General features: G+C 42.9%; 16 protein-coding genes. All 16 read right to left on the bottom strand.

The annotated features are described in order from the left end of the window. Positions 1 to 60 precede the first annotated feature (60 nt). Positions 61 to 1,152, bottom strand: coding sequence for an undecaprenyldiphospho-muramoylpentapeptide beta-N-acetylglucosaminyltransferase (gene murG / locus ABTV07_RS07590; protein ID WP_433749520.1), 1,092 nt, complete (start codon positions 1,150 to 1,152; stop codon positions 61 to 63). A gap of 185 nt (positions 1,153 to 1,337) precedes the next feature. Beyond that, entirely contained in the window at positions 1,338 to 2,438 is a 1,101-nt protein-coding gene (spoVE, locus tag ABTV07_RS07585) for a stage V sporulation protein E (RefSeq protein WP_433749517.1), read from the bottom strand. A gap of 90 nt (positions 2,439 to 2,528) precedes the next feature. After that, positions 2,529 to 3,881: a UDP-N-acetylmuramoyl-L-alanine--D-glutamate ligase gene (murD, locus tag ABTV07_RS07580; protein WP_433749515.1), complete on the bottom strand. Its 1,353-nt coding sequence runs from the start codon at positions 3,879 to 3,881 to the stop codon at positions 2,529 to 2,531. Beyond that, positions 3,882 to 4,856, bottom strand: coding sequence for a phospho-N-acetylmuramoyl-pentapeptide-transferase (gene mraY / locus ABTV07_RS07575; RefSeq protein WP_433749512.1), 975 nt, complete (start codon positions 4,854 to 4,856; stop codon positions 3,882 to 3,884). 2 nt (positions 4,857 to 4,858) lie between these two features. Beyond that, complete coding sequence (locus tag ABTV07_RS07570; protein WP_433749509.1) at positions 4,859 to 5,308, bottom strand: hypothetical protein; 450 nt, start codon at positions 5,306 to 5,308, stop codon at positions 4,859 to 4,861. Continuing rightward, the gene (locus tag ABTV07_RS07565; protein ID WP_433749507.1) at positions 5,308 to 6,771 is read right to left on the bottom strand and encodes a UDP-N-acetylmuramoyl-L-alanyl-D-glutamate--2,6-diaminopimelate ligase; all 1,464 of its coding nucleotides are present in this window, start codon (positions 6,769 to 6,771) and stop codon (positions 5,308 to 5,310) included. Before ABTV07_RS07565 ends, ABTV07_RS07570 begins: the two co-directional genes overlap by 1 nt. Positions 6,772 to 6,927: 156 nt before the next feature. Further along, positions 6,928 to 8,841 carry a stage V sporulation protein D gene (locus ABTV07_RS07560; protein WP_433749504.1) on the bottom strand — a complete coding sequence of 638 codons (1,914 nt, stop codon included), beginning with the start codon at positions 8,839 to 8,841 and terminating at the stop codon, positions 6,928 to 6,930. A 119-nt stretch (positions 8,842 to 8,960) separates the two neighbouring features. Next, positions 8,961 to 11,180 carry a penicillin-binding protein gene (locus ABTV07_RS07555; RefSeq protein WP_433749501.1) on the bottom strand — a complete coding sequence of 740 codons (2,220 nt, stop codon included), beginning with the start codon at positions 11,178 to 11,180 and terminating at the stop codon, positions 8,961 to 8,963. Continuing rightward, positions 11,177 to 11,539: a cell division protein FtsL gene (gene ftsL / locus ABTV07_RS07550; RefSeq protein ID WP_433749498.1), complete on the bottom strand. Its 363-nt coding sequence runs from the start codon at positions 11,537 to 11,539 to the stop codon at positions 11,177 to 11,179. The genes ABTV07_RS07555 and ftsL overlap by 4 nt, the downstream gene beginning before the upstream one ends. Positions 11,540 to 11,559: 20 nt before the next feature. Further along, positions 11,560 to 12,492 (bottom strand): 16S rRNA (cytosine(1402)-N(4))-methyltransferase RsmH, encoded by a 933-nt coding sequence (gene rsmH, locus ABTV07_RS07545; protein WP_433749496.1) that lies wholly within the window; start codon positions 12,490 to 12,492, stop codon positions 11,560 to 11,562. Positions 12,493 to 12,535: 43 nt separating this feature from the next. Then, on the bottom strand, positions 12,536 to 12,967 hold the full coding sequence (mraZ, locus tag ABTV07_RS07540; protein WP_433749494.1) for a division/cell wall cluster transcriptional repressor MraZ: 432 nt from the start codon (positions 12,965 to 12,967) through the stop codon (positions 12,536 to 12,538). Between the two features lie 234 nt (positions 12,968 to 13,201). Next, complete coding sequence (bshC, locus tag ABTV07_RS07535; RefSeq protein ID WP_433749492.1) at positions 13,202 to 14,830, bottom strand: bacillithiol biosynthesis cysteine-adding enzyme BshC; 1,629 nt, start codon at positions 14,828 to 14,830, stop codon at positions 13,202 to 13,204. A gap of 92 nt (positions 14,831 to 14,922) precedes the next feature. Continuing rightward, positions 14,923 to 15,312, bottom strand: coding sequence for a DUF3397 domain-containing protein (locus ABTV07_RS07530; RefSeq protein WP_433749489.1), 390 nt, complete (start codon positions 15,310 to 15,312; stop codon positions 14,923 to 14,925). A 1-nt stretch (position 15,313) separates the two neighbouring features. Continuing rightward, positions 15,314 to 16,213, bottom strand: a complete 900-nt coding sequence (locus ABTV07_RS07525) for a ketopantoate reductase family protein (protein ID WP_433749487.1) — start codon at positions 16,211 to 16,213, stop codon at positions 15,314 to 15,316. A gap of 131 nt (positions 16,214 to 16,344) precedes the next feature. Next, positions 16,345 to 17,886: an acyl-CoA carboxylase subunit beta gene (locus ABTV07_RS07520; RefSeq protein ID WP_433749484.1), complete on the bottom strand. Its 1,542-nt coding sequence runs from the start codon at positions 17,884 to 17,886 to the stop codon at positions 16,345 to 16,347. A gap of 39 nt (positions 17,887 to 17,925) precedes the next feature. After that, positions 17,926 to 18,138: a biotin/lipoyl-binding carrier protein gene (locus ABTV07_RS07515; protein WP_433749481.1), complete on the bottom strand. Its 213-nt coding sequence runs from the start codon at positions 18,136 to 18,138 to the stop codon at positions 17,926 to 17,928. Positions 18,139 to 18,150 lie beyond the last annotated feature (12 nt).

Below are 18,150 nucleotides of genomic sequence, written 5' to 3'. Positions count from 1 at the left end.
TACATCCTATTTTATCTCATAAAAAAACATGAGAAAAGATGGAAATGGATTTTTTCACTATTATTTAGTGAGCTGAACCATGACTTGATACAATCTATCGGAGGAATCAGGCACTCCAAGGCCTTTTGAAGCTGCACTCATCTTCTTCTGCAGCGGCTCGTCAAGTATGATTTTATCAATTTCATTAATCAATTTCCCCGAAGTCAATTCTTTTTCCAGGATCATGGTGGCAGCTTGTTTCTCAACCAGTGCCATCGCATTCTTCTCTTGATGATTATTTGTTACATAAGGACTCGGGATCAGGATGCTCGGCACCCCCAATGCTGTAATTTCTGCAATGGATGTCGCACCAGCTCTTGCTACGACTAAATCCACTGAAGACAAGACCTCAGGCATATTATAAAGGAATGGTGCTACAGCAACATTTTTCGGCATGCCAACCAAGTCCACTTCGGCTTTTACCTTTTCATAATGTACATCCCCAGTAATATAAATGACCTGATAAGCCTTTTTCGCGAAAGACGCTAATGATTTCACGACAGCATCATTGATCGGTCTGGCCCCTCTGCTTCCTCCGAAAATAAGTACGGTCGGCTGATTCTGTTTTAATCCGAGAGTTGGCAGAATGTCGAGTTTTTGAATTCCCGCCACTTCTGAAGCACGGGGATTACCTGTGAATTCCACTTTCTCTTTAGGGAAAAACGATCTGGCCGTTTCAAAGCAAATGGCTACTTTATCTACATATCTGCTCAAAAATTTGTTGGTTAATCCCGGTACACTGTTCTGCTCATGTACTATGGTTGGGATTTTTTCTTTAGCTGCAGCATAGACAACCGGGCCACAGACATATCCGCCTGTGCCAATGACTAGATCCGGTTTAAAATCTTTAATATATCTTCTGCTATCCTTCACACCTTTGAGGAATCGCATGATGGTTTTCACATTTTCAAATGAGAGGGATCTTTTAAACCCCGTAATCTCAATAGATTTAAATGGGATCCCTTCACGGGTTACAAGTTTCGATTCCAGGCCCTTTGATGTTCCAATGTATAGAAACTCAGTGCCGGGATGTTTTTGCTCAATGGTTCGGATCAAGGCCAGGGCAGGATAGATATGTCCTCCTGTACCTCCTCCACTCACAACAATTTTCATAAATCCACCTCATTAAGTTTTAGCAAAGAAGTACTGCGTATGTAAGGCAATGTTTTTCTGTTACCCTATCTTACTATATTCTAAACGAACCTGTCCTGATCGCACTAGAATGTCATTGAAATGTAATATCATCATTATTTTATCTCCAATAACTTGAAAAGGAAACCCAATCAGGGTTTCCTTTGTCAATATTTTGAATAACGGCTGATATTCAGGAGAACCCCAACAGCCATAAGCATAAGCGTCAAAGAAGATCCACCATAGCTTAGAAAGGGTAGTGTGATCCCTGTAACAGGCATCAGCCCGGTGACAACACCTATGTTGATCATAACCTGGATGGCGATCATCGAGATGATTCCGACTGCCAGAAAACTTCCATATAAATCAGGGGCTCCCAACGCAATCCTTATCCCCCTCCATAAGAGCAAAGCAAATAAAAGGATGACAAGACTTCCTCCTATGAAGCCCAGTTCTTCGGAAAGAATGGCAAAGATAAAATCCGTCTGCGGTTCAGGCAGGTAGAAAAACTTTTGTCTGCTTTCACCCAGCCCCAATCCAAATAACCCTCCCGGTCCAATGGCATATAGCGATTGAATGATTTGAAACCCGCTGCCAAGCGGATCGGACCACGGATCTAAAAACGAAGTGATCCTTTTTATCCGATAGGGGGCTGAGAGGATCAATCCGGCAAAACCTGCCAGTCCAAGTAAGCCCAGCCATGCAAAATGGCTAACCCTTGCTCCAGAAATAAAGATCATGACGACACAAGTGCCCACCATGACAGTTCCCGTTCCAAGATCAGGCTGCAGCATGATAAGTCCGAATGCTGTAAAGACCAAAGAGAGGGATGGGACAAGACCTTTCTTAAAAGAAGTGATAAGCTTCTGCCGATCGGAAAGAAATTTAGCTAAAAAGGATATCATGGCAAGTTTCATGAACTCTGAGGGCTGAATGGAAAATGCCCCGACCCCAATCCAGCTCCTTGATCCATTTCGTACCATTCCGACGCCAGGGATCAATACGGCGAGCAGGAGGACAAAGCAGATGATTAAAATCAACTTCGCCCATGTTTTCCATGTCCAATAATCAACGTTCATGATGAAGAACATCGCTGCCACACCGACACCTGCGAACAATAGCTGCCTCTTGGCAAAAAAGAAGGAATCGTCGAATTTATATGTAGCCCAGACAGCACTTGCACTATAAACCATGATCAATCCAATGGTCAGTAAAGAAAGTGTTGCGATAATCAATACAATATCAGGGGTCGTTTTCTTTAATGGCAACGGTTAACACCTCTGCAGACTTATTATTTGAGCCTGTCAGACAACCTGCTGCTTTCCTTGGTGATCTAATTTGTCCAATAAGCCAAGCTCTTATATAAGCTTATGCACTGCGTCAATGAAAATATCACCGCGAACTTCAAAAGTTTTATACTGATCCCAGCTGGCGCAGGCAGGAGAAAGTAAGATTATATCCCCTTCATCAGAGCATTCGAAAGCTGCAGGCACAGCTGTACCCACATTATCGACCCGCTTGATGACTTTTATTCCTGCTTTTTCGGCTGTCTCTTCCAATTTCCCTGCAGTTTGTCCGAATGTAATGATAGCCTTGACATTCTTCATGTCCGGAATCAGGTCATCAAATCCATTCCCTCTGTCAAGTCCACCCGCCAAAAGGACAATAGGGTTATTGAATGCCTTCAGGGCACTGCGCGTCGCCAATATATTGGTAGCTTTTGAATCGTTGTAGAACTTTCTCCCATGGACTTCCGCTACAAATTGAGTCCGATGCTTTACACCTGTGAAAGTTGTCATTATCTCTTTGACTGCTTCGTTCGAAACGCCAAGCAATTTAACCGCCGCAATGGAAGACAGCACATTCTCCAAATTATGTTCACCAGGAAGCGCCAAGTCGGCAATAGCCATTACTTCTTCCCCTTTGAACAAAATTTGCCCATCACGTACAGAGCATCCTTCTTCCAAATAGGATTTCGTTGAAAAAGGAATGATTGCTGCTCTTGTATCCTTCACAGCTTCAAGCAGCTGCGGCTGCTCCGCATTGATGATTAAGAAGTCTTCCGCTGTCTGGTTTTTGGTAATATTGGCTTTTGCCTCCCAATATTCCGCAAGCCCTCCATGATAATCAAGGTGCGCTTCATATAAATTTGTAATAATAGCGATTCGGGGCCTGAATTGTTCGATCCCCATCAACTGAAATGAGGATAATTCAATCACAATTTTATTTTCAGCGTCTGCAAGTTGGGCTACTTCCGATGCAACCGTTCCAATATTACCAGCGATAAGAGGGTTTCGTTCCCCTTGCTTCAACATTTCAAAAATAAGAGTCGTCGTAGTTGTTTTACCATTCGTGCCAGTTATTCCGATAAATTCGGCTTCGGAGATTTCATAAGCAAGCTCAACTTCTGTGATTACTGGTATGCCCCTGTCAATTGCACCCGCAACAAGAGGGATGCTGTATGGGATACCTGGATTTTTTACAATCAGTTCAAACCCTTCATCCAGCAGTTCAATTGGGTGATCCCCGCAGATGACTTTGATTCCCTGATCGAGCAGCCCTTGAGCTTCTGGATTTTCAGCAATTGGACGTTTGTCATTGACAGTCACGAACGCGCCTAATTTATGAAGCAGGGATGCAGCTGTCACACCGCTTTTTGCCAATCCTAGTACTAAAACCTTTTTAAATTGATATTTTGTTATATTCTTCACTTACATCCACACCTCAATGTATATTCCTAGAATGGCGCAAATCAGCCCAACACTCCAAAAAGTGACGACCACTCGCCACTCTGACCAGCCGACCAATTCATAATGATGATGAAGGGGGCTCATTTTAAATACTCGTTTCCCAGTTGTTTTAAAGGAAATGACTTGAATGATGACTGATAATGTCTCGATGACAAAAACTCCACCGATGATTACCAGCAGCAGCTCCAATTTTGTCAGGATAGCCACTGTGGCAATTGCCCCTCCAAGGGCAAGGGATCCTGTATCTCCCATGAAAACCTTTGCCGGATGGGCATTGAATACTAAAAATCCCAAAACGGCGCCAACGACAGATACAGAGAAAATGGCAATATCATATTGCGATTGATTCCAAGCCAAGACGGCAAAAGCACCAAAAGCAATTGCTGATGTACCAGAAACAAGTCCATCTAAACCATCCGTCAAATTAACGGCATTGGAAAAGCCGACTTGCCAGAAGATGACAATCAGTATATAGAACCATCCTAGATGGAACGTGATATCTGTAAACGGGATGCTTAGATCAGAAGATAACCCGCTTTGTCGATAAATCAAATAAAATAGTGCAGCAATCACAATCTGTCCCAGCAGCTTCTGCTTGGATGTCAAGCCAAGATTTCTCTTCATGACCACTTTAATGAAGTCATCCAGAAATCCAAGCACTCCGAATCCAAGTGTCACCAGGAGCAGCATCAACGTTTTTGAACTTGGTTCAGTAAATTTCCCGGACATCACAATAGTGGATACCGCGATGGAAATCAAAAAGACAATTCCTCCCATGGTAGGGGTCCCTGTTTTTTTCTGATGGGATTTAGGCCCCTCTTCCCTGATGCTCTGTCCAAACTTTAACCTTCTAAGGAAAGGAATGAAAAATGGGGACAGCAGAACTGTAATGAAGAATGCCATTAAAATTGTGAAAAATAGAAATTGTCCCAGCATCCTTATCCCCTCCTTGCACTAACATGAGATTGAACGGCATCAACCAATGCAGTCCTGTCTATTTCCACAGCAATATCATATGTGATGGTTGAATCATTAAGAAGTTTTGTACGATAAAAAATAAATTTGGTCATATCTTCCCACTCTTTTTTTCTATTTTTATTGATGTAATTCTGCAGTATGTCAAAAAATGCTGCCATCGGCTCCACTGCCCGAAATACGGGAAAATGGTTTGGGGTATAGGCCGGAATCGCCTCGCCTTCTTTTATAATGGCAGCAATTGCTCCATTTTCTAAGGCCTCTTTTAATGAATGCTCTTCTCCAAGAGAAACGAACAAGCATCGTTTCCCACAGTTCGATTCATCAATCGAAACAGAATGAAACTCCATTTCCTCATCATTTATACCCGAAGATTGAGGAAATACTCCTTTGATGTCCTTCAATCGCAGCATCATTCTTTTTCCTTGATCGCTTGGAATGCAGCAATCCTGTCATCGAAGTCAAGGGTTTTATCACCAACGATTTGATAGGTCTCGTGGCCTTTTCCGGCGATTAGGACTACATCTCCTGCAGTCGCTTGTTGAACAGCCTTTCTGATTGCTTCATTTCTGTCCTCGATTACTTCGTAGTTCTCCCCGGGGACGCCAGCTTCCATGTCTTTCAAGATGGAAAATGGATCCTCGCTTCGAGGATTATCAGATGTAAATATCGGATTCGTAGCATACTTGCAGGCGATCTTAGCCATCAACGGCCTCTTTGTCTTATCACGGTCACCGCCGCAGCCCACTACGACAAAAATCTTGTTCTTCGCAATTTGGCCGACAGTCTTCAATACATTTTCCAAACTGTCTGGTGTATGGGCATAATCGACAATGACGGGATATTCCTGTCCTGCATCCACTAATTCAAATCGGCCGGGGACTCCCTCCATTTTCTCAAGAGAAGCAAGGATGATGTCCATTGGTATTTTTGATGCATAGCAGGCTGCCATTGCCGCAAGTGCATTATAGACGCTGAACTTCCCTACGAGTTTTAAAGTGGCAACTGCACTTCCCTCAGGATAATTCAAATCGAATTTCATGCCGCTCCCATCCATTTGAATATTCTTTGCAGTAAAATCAGCTTCTCTGTCTATGCCGTAAGTCATGACATGTGCAGCTGTTTCAGCAATAAACGCTTCTGAAGCAGAATCATCCGCATTCAAGATGGCCCATTTCGGTTTCTCATGGTCATAAGTGTTGCCTAATTGCGCAAACAATAGCCCTTTTGCCCGGCGGTATTCATCCATGGTCTTATGATAGTCCAAGTGATCCTGAGTCAGATTGGTGAAGACAGCAACATCATAGTCACAGCCATGAACCCTTCCTTGTACCAATGCATGGGATGAAACCTCCATAATGGCAGTATCTACATTCTCATTGACCATGTCGTGAAATGTTTGCTGTAATGTAAGGCTTTCAGGAGTTGTATTTTTGGTTTCAATGATGCGGTCGTTGATCCGGACGTACATCGTACCGATCAATCCTGTTTTTGAACCCGATTGAAGCATGACATGCTCAATTAAGTGGCTAGTCGTCGTTTTTCCATTTGTACCTGTAATCCCGATCAAATGGAGCTGCTTTGTCGGCTGGCCATAAAATGCGTCAGCAAGCACTGCCATGGCTCTTTTTGTATCCTTCACGATGATTACAGGGATGTTGAGGCTTAGGGGCCTTTCCGCCAGGACAGCAGCTGCACCCTTTTCTTCAGCATCTTTTGCAAAGGCGTGCCCATCATTTGTCAAGCCTTTAATGCAAATGAACAGACTGCCTTTATTTACTTTTCGATTATCATTTTCCACTGAAAGTATTTCTGGATTTTCAGCTGGCTTCTCTTTCACTAAGGGCAAGAAGTCCAAAAGTGTATGTAATTTCATTTTTTCAACCCTCTCTATTCATAAGAAAGCAATCATTCTTATTTTACATAAAAAATCATTCTGATGCTATCAGCCTTTTAGCTTTATGTCAAAAGTTTTAATCTCCAAAAATACAGGCGGCAATGATTTTAGTTGCCGCCTGTCATTGTTTCCTATTCAATTCATGAATATCCGGATGGTGGATCCCACTTTAACTTTCACTCCTGGGGCAGGGGATTGCTTGATGACTTTGTCTCCCGTTCCGCTCACATCCAGTTTGATATCGTATAAATATTGCTGCAGGTCTTTTTTTGTCAGTCCCACCAGATCTGGCACCTCAACCATTGGTGCATCAAGGATGGACGGCTCTTTCTCGATTTGATTTTTCCGCGGAGGAACATCCATTGCCCTGAGGCTGTCCTCCATGATATTCCCTACGATCGGCGCAGCAATCGTCCCACCGAAAGCAACCGCTCCTTTAGGGTTGTCGACAGCTACATAAACCACAATCTGTGGATCATCTGCCGGTGCAAAGCCCATAAAGGAAACGATGTAGTTGTTTTCAAGATATCTTCCATTTTGTGCTTTTTGCGCGGTACCTGTTTTGCCGCCTACCCTATAGGTATCCACAAAAGCATTTTTCCCTGTCCCTTGCGCTACGACACTTTCTAGAGCTGCTCGTATTTTTTTCGATGTCTCTTCCGAAATGACCCTTCTTTTTGCAACAGGACTCTTCTTCATGACCGTTTCACCTGTCCGAGGGTCAACCAGTTCTTTCGCAATGTACGGCTGATACAAAATCCCTCCATTGACTGCCGCCGCTACAGCTGCAACCTGCTGAATCGGGGTCACAGCAACACCTTGCCCGAATGCTGTAGTTGCCTGTTCAACAGGTCCCACACGGTCGATGTTAAATAACAGGCCTTTTCCTTCTCCCGCAAGATCGATGCCTGTTTTTTCACCGAATCCAAAATCACGGATATATTTGAATAATGAATCTTTCCCCAGACGCTGTCCTAATTCTACAAAGCCAGGGTTGCATGAATTTTGAACAACTTCGAGGAACGTTTCAGCACCATGCCCGCCTCTTTTCCAACAGTGGAGGGTCGACCCGGCCACTTCCACCTCACCAGGATCAAAAAAGTGATCATGTTCTAAATCTACTTTATTTTCTTGCAGGGCAGCTGCCAGTGTAATGATTTTAAAAGTCGATCCAGGTTCATACGTACTCCAAATCGGGAGGTTCCGGTTATAAATTTCTGGTGGAACGTTTTTGAAATTCGATGGATCGAAAGTCGGTCTGCTCGACATGGCCAGGATTTCTCCATTATTAGGATTCATGGCAATCGCAATCAAGCCATCGGGATTATAGGTTGCTTCCGCGATATCCAGCTCCCGTTCAACAATGGTCTGGATCTTCGTATCGATGGTCAATTTCAAATCAAGCCCGTCCATTGGCGGTTCGTAGTCATCTGACATATCCGGCATCCTTTTCCCCTTTGCATCGGAGAAGAACTGGACAGATCCTTTTTTTCCATTCAACTGATCGTCATATTCTAATTCAAGACCCATCAATCCTTGATTATCGATGCCTGCAAATCCAAGTACATGGGAAAGATAGCTGCCAAAAGGGTAATACCGTTTAGAATCCTCGCCTATATATACCCCTTTCAGACCAAGCTCTCTCACTTCATTTGCTTTTTCATAAGATATTTTCCTTCCTTCAGGGATTCTCTCGATACTTGTATGTTTCGTGATGATTTTGTATGCCTTTTCTTTGGACATATTTAACGCGGCCGCAAGTTTTTCTGCTGTCGCAGCCGGATCCACAACCTGCCTCGGTACCACGTATACCGTCGGAGCACTCTGATTTGTTGCCAGCTCCACTCCGTTTCGATCTTCTATTTTCCCCCGCTCCGGTTCAAATGGAATATTCCTGCTCCAGGAATCCCTTGCTTTTCCGGTAAGCATATCTCCCAGGACAAATTGGACATAGCCGAGTCGGATATCAATGATGCTAAATATGACGAGACCTGCCAGCAGTGATATGGCAAGCCTTTTTCTTACCGTTACATTTGATACACGCTTCACTGAACGGACCTCCTCTTCTCAAATAAGGCTCGTTTCAGTTTATGCTTGTACGAATGCCAATAGAACAGGCTGGCCCTAGCAGAAAATCCCCGCTGAGCCAGCCTGATCAAATTCCCCCATCAATCTTGGGGCGCTGCATCTTCTTTTTTATCTTTTTTATCCTTTTCAGCTTTATCCTTCGCCATTTTATCCTGTGGGGTCATAAAATTGACCACAAGCTGATCGCCTGCTGCAACTGGTGAATTCGGCTTTAAATTCTGTTTGGCAGCATACCCGCTGCCCACCATGTTCAACTTCAGATCAGCAAGCTGAGAGATCTTGAGGACATCTCTTTTCGACCAGCCTGTCATATCAGGCAAATGTATTTCCCCGTCAGTCTTAAGAACCAGTTTTTCACCTGCGAGGAGTGTTTCTCCTGCCTTCGGAAGCTGGTCTGTCACTCTTGCTCCGCTTCCGATTTCTACCACGTCAATCCCGTTTTCTTTAAGCGACGATGGCAGGCTAGCAACACTTTCCCCAACTAAATCAGGGACTTTCGCCATTTTGGCATCAATATTCTTCTCGGGTTTGATATTCATATATTGAAGGCTGCTTTTCATTACAGGATTGAAAATCATGGAAACCGGCACCGAACCGCCTTCATAAGTTTCATCATCCAATTGAGGCTGTTGGACAGCGACATACATGATCAATTTAGGGTCGTCTTTCGGCGCCATCCCGATAAAGGAGAAGATATAATTGTCCCAGCCGGTCAGGTAGCCCGGTCCATTTGGATCCGGTATTTGTGCTGTACCTGTTTTCCCTGCTACCGAATATCCATCAAGCGCATAGCCCTTGCCAGTCCCATGTTCTGCTGTTATGACAGTCCCTAGCACATCGCGTACTTCTTTTGCCGTTTCCGGTTTGATAGGATGCCCTGCAACCTCCGGCTTCGATATATCTTCTTTTCCGGTATTTGGATTAACGACTTTATCAACAACATATGGCTTCATCATTGTCCCGTTGTTGGCAATCGCCGTCATCCCCTGAATCAATTGCAAAGGTGTGACAGTCGTTCCCTGCCCGAATGCAGTCGTTGCTTTTTCAATCGGGTAATGGAACAGGATATTCCCGGAGGCTTCATGCGGCAAGTTGATGCCTGTCGGCTTTCCAAATCCGAAGCGGTCAAGGTAATCCCTGAAGGTGTCATCCCCCATTTTTTCCAGGAGTTTTACAAAAGCAACGTTTGATGATCGCTGGACGCCTTCAAGGTAAGGGATTTTCCCCCAGCCCACACCTCCATTGTGGTCTCTTACCGGGACCTTTCCTACATAATACGTACCAGATTGATATTTTTCAGTGGGATTGAAAACCCCTTTCTCGATTGCTGCAGAAAGAGTGAAGACCTTCATGGTCGATCCTGGTTCATATTGTGCTTCTACATTTTCATTATGCCAATTCTCCCCGATCCCTTCACGGGTGGAAGGATGGAATGTAGGCCGTTGTCCCATCGCCAGGATTTTTCCTGTTTTGGGATCCGCCACAATGGCGAGCATTCTCTTTGGCTTATACTTTTCCTCCACTTCATTCATGGAATCTTCTAAAAATGTCTGTATTTTCTTATCGAGTGTCAAATAAATATCCGATCCATTTTGAGGTTTCTTCACCATTTCATTTTTATTCGGAAGCAGATATCCCCATAAGTCACTTTCGTATTGAATGCTGCCATCTTTTCCCGAAAGAACAGAGTTGAAGCTCTTTTCAAGCCCCATCTTCCCGACGGTTTTCGTTTTACCGTCCTTTCCTTCTTCAGTTTGGGCGTATCCAATTAAATGTGACGCAAAGACCCCATTAGGATAAAAACGCTTAGAGTCCCTTTTAAAAGTAATCCCAGGGAGCTTCTCAGCTTCTATTTTCTTTTTCTCACTTACGGAAATGTCCCTTCCCGCTGAACCGAACTCTACTTGAAAACGGCCTTTGAGTGTGAGTCTGTCATAGATGTCAGATTCACTCATATCTATGTATTTCGAGAGCACCTCTGCTGTCTTTCGCGGATCTGTCACATGCCTCGGGTTATCGGCATCAGTTGTCATTTTTGGATCGAGTATAGCTACAAGAGAAAAGGAATCTGCATCCTCTGCAATGACTTCCCCGTTATTGTCGTAAATCGTCCCCCTGTGGGCATCCAGGACATCTGTACGGAGATACTTATGAGCTGCTTTCGCGGCCATTACTTTCCCATCTACTTCCCCAGTGATTTGAATCGTCAGGAAGCGAACTATCAATACAAAAAAGAGCAGGCCGAATATTAAAAATAATACCGCTGCTCCAACATTCCTATTTACTTTTGTGGATCTCATTTCTTATCCACAACCTTGACATTGTTTTCGTTCAGCTTTAAACCCAGCTTATTCGCTTCTGTTTTGATGCGTTCAAATCGGCTTAACTCGCCGACCTGCATCTTTAAATCAGCATTGGACTTCTTTTGTTCTTGAACATGGTTTTCAATATCCTGAATCTGCTTATTGACACCATAAATGGATGCTTGGGTAGAAACCATTTTGACTGCTACTACACAGATGAATGCCATGAACAAAATTCCAAGGATCTTCTCCCCGGGGGTGATTCCCCTTCTTTTTGCAGGAGCCACTTTCGGTTTGACCGCTTGGCGTTCCTGCTGTACATAATTTCTTTCTGCTTTACGAGCTAAATTCTCCATTGTTTCCCCTCCCAATTAATTTATATTTTTTCTGCAATTCTCAGTTTTGCGGATCTTGCCCGATTATTCATTTCTAATTCTTCTTCACTTGCAGTGATCGGCTTTCGATTGACCAATTTCAAATCAGGTTTATATTCATCAGGTATTACCGGCAGGCCATGAGGAAGCTCCGGTCCTGTACTTGCTTCTTTAAAAATGCTTTTACAGATTCGGTCTTCAAGTGAATGGAAAGTAATGACACTGATTCTTCCACCCTTCCCAATCAGTCCGATGGCGCTTTTAAGAGATTCTTCAAATACACCCAGTTCATCATTGACTGCAATCCGGATGGCTTGGAAGATTCTTTTGGCTGGATGCCCGCCTTTTCTCCTGGCAGGTGCAGGGATGCCTTCTTTAATTAGTTCCACCAGCTGAAAAGTCGTTTCGATTGGAGCTTTTTCTCGCGCAGCTTCAATTTTTCTGGCGATCTGCTTGGAAAATTTTTCTTCTCCATATCGGAAGAAAATCCTCACTAAATCCTCATATGACCAATGGTTGACCACATCATAAGCGGAAACTTCGCCCTGTTTATCCATTCTCATATCGAGCGGGGCATCATGATGGTAGCTGAACCCTCTTTCGGGAGTATCCAGCTGCGGCGATGAAACACCCAGGTCATAAAGGATGCCATCCACTTCATGCACTCCCCGGGCATTTAATTCTTCTGCTATGTATTTAAAATTGCTTTTGATCAACGTGACTTGTCCTTCATATTTAGCCAACTTTTCTTTTGCATGATCCAAGGCGGTATCATCCTGGTCAAATGCATAAAGCTTGCCTTCTTTTGAAAGTTGGGAAAGCAAGTATTCGCTGTGGCCTGCTCCACCAAGGGTACAATCCACGTAAATTCCATCCGGCTTAATATTAAGGCCGTCGACCGTTTCTTTTAATAATACTGTAGTATGTTGAAACATTTTCTTCACCTTTCCAATCGAATCATTGCAGCTTTTTCAGATTTTAAAGATCAAACCCGATTAAGTTTTCTGCAATTTCACCAAATGATTCTTCAGATTCTATAAAGTAGTCTTCCCATAATGTCTTACTCCAAATCTCAATCCGATTGGAAACGCCTACTATCACGCATTCTTTTTCCAGTTGAGCATAGCCGAGAAGTGTAGAAGGAATATTGATCCTCCCCTGTTTGTCCAATTCACAGTCAGTTGCGCCTGAAAAGAAAAAACGGGTAAATGCCCTTGCGTCTTTTTTAGTGAGGGGGAGAGCTTTTAGTTTTTCTTCAACGGATGTCCATTCAGACATGGGATAGCCAAATAAACATTGATCCAGACCTCTTGTAAGAACAAAAGATTCTCCGAGGTAGTCTCTGAATTTAGCAGGGATGATCAATCTCCCCTTATTATCAACGTTATGCTGATATTCCCCCATGAACATACCCATTACCCCCACTTTCTAACTCAACCTTACCACATCCCCCCACTTTTCACCACATATTTTTTATTTCCTTTTCTTCTATTAAAATTCCTCTTTTTTGAGGCTATTTTCGTGCGATATATTTAGCTGTTATTCGAGTATTATTCCTACATTCCCAACCAATTTGACAGCATCCTATCTTTTTAATGAAGAAAAGACAAAAAACCGGCACCTGTTTAGGCACCGGTTTTCGGATTAAAGCTTGATCAGCTTATGTGTTCCATCGAATTGGTATGGCAGATCCATTAGTTGATCCATTAATGAAAAGCCATATTTATTGAAGAAGTAGAATGCATTCCAAATCCGTTCTTGAGGGGCATTCATTGGACGGAGCGCCCTTTCGATCCGATCGTATTTTTCCAAAAGAACATCATGTTTCTGCTGGATTGTTATGGTTGTTTTCCTTTTCAGGAATTCCACTTGACTCAAGTGGAAAGCGAGATTTTTGTCAGTCAGCGCTTTAAGTACTGGATCGATTTGGCCTGCACGTTTTTCCAGCATTTCATATTGTTTTGAAAGCCAATTTTCTGTCTCAGAAAGGAGTTCCTCCATTCGGTGGTCCTTCACTCCATTCCAATAGGCTTCTTTTTCTTCATTCGTACCAGAACGGAGAACTTTTGATTCCTCCATTTTCAATTCTTCCATTTCAGATTCAACTGCTCGATCTAAAAGCGTGATATTGAGTCTCGGAACGATTGGGGGCATTTTCATATCCATTTGTTCAAATGCTTTTTTCAGCTCAGCCCAGTAAGCAATTTCACCTGGTCCCGCTATGAATGCCATTGTAGGGAAAAGAAGTTCCTGCATGATCGGGCGGGTCACCACATTATTGCTTATCCGTTCAGGCTTTTCCTCAACCTTCTGGAGAAGTTCTTCTTTTGTGAAAGATATACTTCCGTTCTTTCCAATAAAGCGTTTCGTCTCAGAATCATATTCCAGCAGCACCCGTTCCTTGTCTTCATAATAGAAGAGATTCACTGCATTACTTCCTATTTCGAGCGTCTTTGGAAAACCGGCTTCCCCCACTTCCTTTTGTTGATTAAGGACGCTTGAAGTTATTTCTTCAAAGTCTTTAATCAGCATGCTGTTGAATGGGAGCTCTAATTTTCGCAGGCCGGGATAAGCTGAATCGATCATCAGCAATCCATGCGAATGAAACAGCCTGCCAACAATGTGGGAGAAAAAGTCTACCATACTGCTTGATTTTTCAATACATTCATTAAGGAACGAAACCATTTCTTTCGTAAAGGAAGTTTCTCCGAAAGTTTGAAAGACCTTTTTGATCCATTTCTTCATATCATCCTGATCGACAGGTACATCAGAAATCATCATTTTCTCCTCAAGTGCAAATGGCAAGGAAAGTTTTTTGAATTTCCTATCAGTTTCTGCATAAACATGGTTGACCTCAGCGAAATCATGGTCTTCTCCTGCAATCCAAAAAACCGGGACAACCGGCGAACCTAATTTCTCTTCTTGCTCCCTGGCAAGTTTTATGATGGAAATGATCTTATGTATCGTATATAAGGGACCTGTGAGGACGCCTGCCTGCTGACCACCAATCACGACAGAAGATTGGGGATGTTTTAATTTCTCCAAGGATTCCTGGATCTGAGGCGAATAGGCAAAAGGCTCCATATATTTCTTGATACAATCCGCAAGCTCCTCGCGCTTGAACTCTCTCTTCGATAAGTCATTAAGCCTATCTTTATATAAAGTTGGATTCAGTAAATTATAATGAAAAAAGTCTATAACTGGCTTTGTCTGCTGCAGATAGTGCGAGGCAAACTGGTTTGCAGCCGGAATCGAAATGTTTACCAGTTCCATAAAGTCATGTACTCCCTTTCTCGTCTCTTGATTTTATCTTCATAGAGTATAGCATTTTAGACTTAGAAAAGAAAAAATCTTGCCTGCACCAATCAAGACAGTCCTTGGAGAAGCCTATATGCCAGCCCATAAATCAATAAAATGATATAGGCAATAAAAAAAATGACAAAATTCAAGCGCCAATACCCTTTCAGAACTTTTGTAAAAATGATTTCGCCTTTAGCTTTCCAATATACGATGACAAATACCACCCCAATCGAAAGGGCGAATAAAAATAATAGCCACATATAAGATTCCCTCCATATGGCAACGATCGTATAGTGGACGGACAAAAATAATAAAAAGGTTGTGAGATCGATAGCTGAAGAAACTGCTTTTTTATGATTTTTTGAAAATTGTTTGATTAAGATGAATGCGGCAAGATACCCTAAGAACGGCATGATGATGAAAACTGCAGCCAAATTTGAAAAAAAAGCCCCCATATTATCCCCCCTGCTCTACTTCCTTCCCTTTAACCATTTCATAGACCAAACGGCTGAATGCCATTGGGTGTCCAAGACTTTCACCCTTCATTAAGCAATAGCCCATTATGGCATCTATTTCTGTTTTTCTTCCTGCCTCTATATCTTTCAGCATGGAAGACCGATTTTCCTTGGTACTTTCGCAAATTCCCACAACATTTTGTATCATTTCTTTTTCATCAACTTCCGGGAATAGGGGGAGGATTTCATCTAGTATGGAATGAAGCATTTTTTTAAAATACCGGTTGTTCACCAATGAACCATTAGGTACATTCAAAACAGCTGTAAGAGGATTGATGGAGGCATTGACAATCAGTTTTTTATGAAGGATTTCTTCCCATGAATCACTAAAAGAAAAAGGGAAATCATCTTCATAAACTTTTAGAATGCCTTTAAGGCAGGAAACATCTCCTTTGAAAGGAGCAATCCTGGTCAAGCCCATTCCATTGTGTCTCACAGTGCAGGGATCCAGCCTCTGACAGCCATGTTCAATGGTCCCTAAAAAAATGTTTTCATTTGGCAGCTCCTTTACTTCTCCCAGATGCCCTAGACCATTTTGAAAAAATACCAACGGGATGTTTGTTGGCAGTTTAGAAAGAATGGGAAGAATGCCCGATAAATGGTATTGCTTTACCATAATCAAGATGACTCTGCAGTTCTCCAGCTCCCTATATGAAGAACTCGCTGTTATATTGTCTGTTGAAGTCCAGGATTCCTTGCCATTATATAAGGTAATTCCTTTTTCGTTGATTTTTTCTGCTTGCTCATATGACCGGACAAAAATCTTCAGTGGATTTTGCTTTGATAAGTACCAGCTGAATAAAAGTCCTGTGGCTCCTCCGCCAATAATACCAATCGTCATTATTAACCCCTCTGCATGAAATTCTTTCCATAATCGTATCACAACCTTAAAGGAAAATCATATCTTACTTAGCTGTTAAAAAAGCTCCAACAAAAACAAGAAAACCGATCCTTTAGGGACCGGTTTTCGTTTTATACAGGATAGACTGGGTGTTTTCGATTGCCAAAAGGCAGTTCTTTTGATTCGTAATACCTGAACCTTGTGATCAATGTATCTCTTAATTCATTAGCAGCCGTTATTTCATCAACGATCATTTCAGACGCCAATTTATAAATATCAATATGCTCTTTGTATTCTTTATGTTTTTCCTGCACAAATGCAATTCGCTCTTTTGGATCTTCAATCGCCTGAATTTTGTTGGAATATACTGCATTCACAGCCGCTTCAGGTCCCATCACAGCTATTTGCGCCGTTGGCAGGGCAATGCAGCAATCCGGTTCAAATGCAGGACCTGCCATTGCATATAGGCCCGCACCATAAGCTTTTCTTACAATGACGGAAATTTTCGGCACTGTGGCTGAGCTCATGGCAGCAATCAATTTTGCCCCGTGCCTGATAATACCTGCACGCTCAACTTTTGTCCCAATCATAAACCCTGGAACATCTGCCAGGAATAGAAGCGGGATATGGAACGCATCGCACAGCGTGATGAATTTCGCAGCTTTATCGGCAGAATCTACGAATAATACCCCGCCTTTTATTTTAGGCTGATTCGCGATAATTCCAACTGGTTTACCGTCAATCCTCGCCAATCCAGTGATGATTTCAGAAGCAAACAGTTTCTTTATTTCAAAGAAACTGCCATCATCGATGAGTGCATCAATCGCTTCATACATATCAAATGGGGCATTCTGGTTTTCCGGTACAATCTCTTCAAGAGTCCTTCCTGCTTTCGGTGAAACACTTTCAGCCACACGGGGCTTTTCATTGAAGTTCTGAGGAAAGAAACTTAAATACGTCCTTGCCTGATGGATTGCCTCTTCTTCTGTTTGAACAAGAACATCACCGCAGCCACTGACTGAACAATGCATTCTTGCTCCACCCATTTCTTCAAGGGTAACCTTTTCGCCAATGACTTTTTCGGCCATGCGCGGGGAACCCAAATACATGGATGCATTCTTTTCCACCATGATGACAATGTCACAGAATGCAGGAATATATGCTCCCCCTGCAGCAGAAGGTCCAAATAAAAGACAGATCTGCGGAATCATCCCTGACAATTTCACCTGATTATAAAAGATTTTCCCCGCTCCACGTCTATTAGGAAACATCTCTAATTGATCCGTGATCCGGGCTCCTGCTGAATCAACAAGATAAAGCATCGGAACTTTCAGCTTTTCAGCTGTTTCCTGAATGCGGATGATCTTTTCAACTGTCCTGGCTCCCCATGACCCTGCCTTGATTGTAGAATCATTGGCCATTACACAAACCGTTTGGCCATTTATTTCTCCAATCGCTGTCACAACTCCATCAGCAGGAAGGTCCCCAGCTGCATAATTGGCAAACATGGCATCTTCTTCGTATTTGCCATTATCAAAAAGGAGATTAAGGCGCTCCCTTACAAATAATTTATTTTGCTCCTTTAATTTCTCATGATACTTCGGCTGTCCTCCAGCGGCGATATCCCGGCGCTTCTCATGGAGTGTCTGCTCAAGTGTCTTTGAGGCAGTCATTTCCCATTCCCCCTTTAGTTCAAGTTTGATTCAATGCTTTTATTCAAAAGTAACCAAAACGTCGCCTTCGTTTACAAAATCCCCGATATTCACTTTCACATCAGCTATTTTTCCAGCTTGGGACGCTTCCACCGGAATTTCCATTTTCATCGATTCAAGCATGATGACTGCCTGACCTGCTGCCACTTCTTCCCCGCTGCCTGCTAATACATTCAATACGGTTCCTGCCATTGATGCTGTTAATTCTTTCATAAGTGATTCCTC

This window comes from Falsibacillus pallidus (assembly GCF_050990905.1).
In the GTDB taxonomy this organism is placed as follows: domain Bacteria; phylum Bacillota; class Bacilli; order Bacillales; family DSM-25281; genus Falsibacillus; species Falsibacillus pallidus_A.
This window is presented reverse-complemented; position numbering and strand designations above follow the sequence as displayed.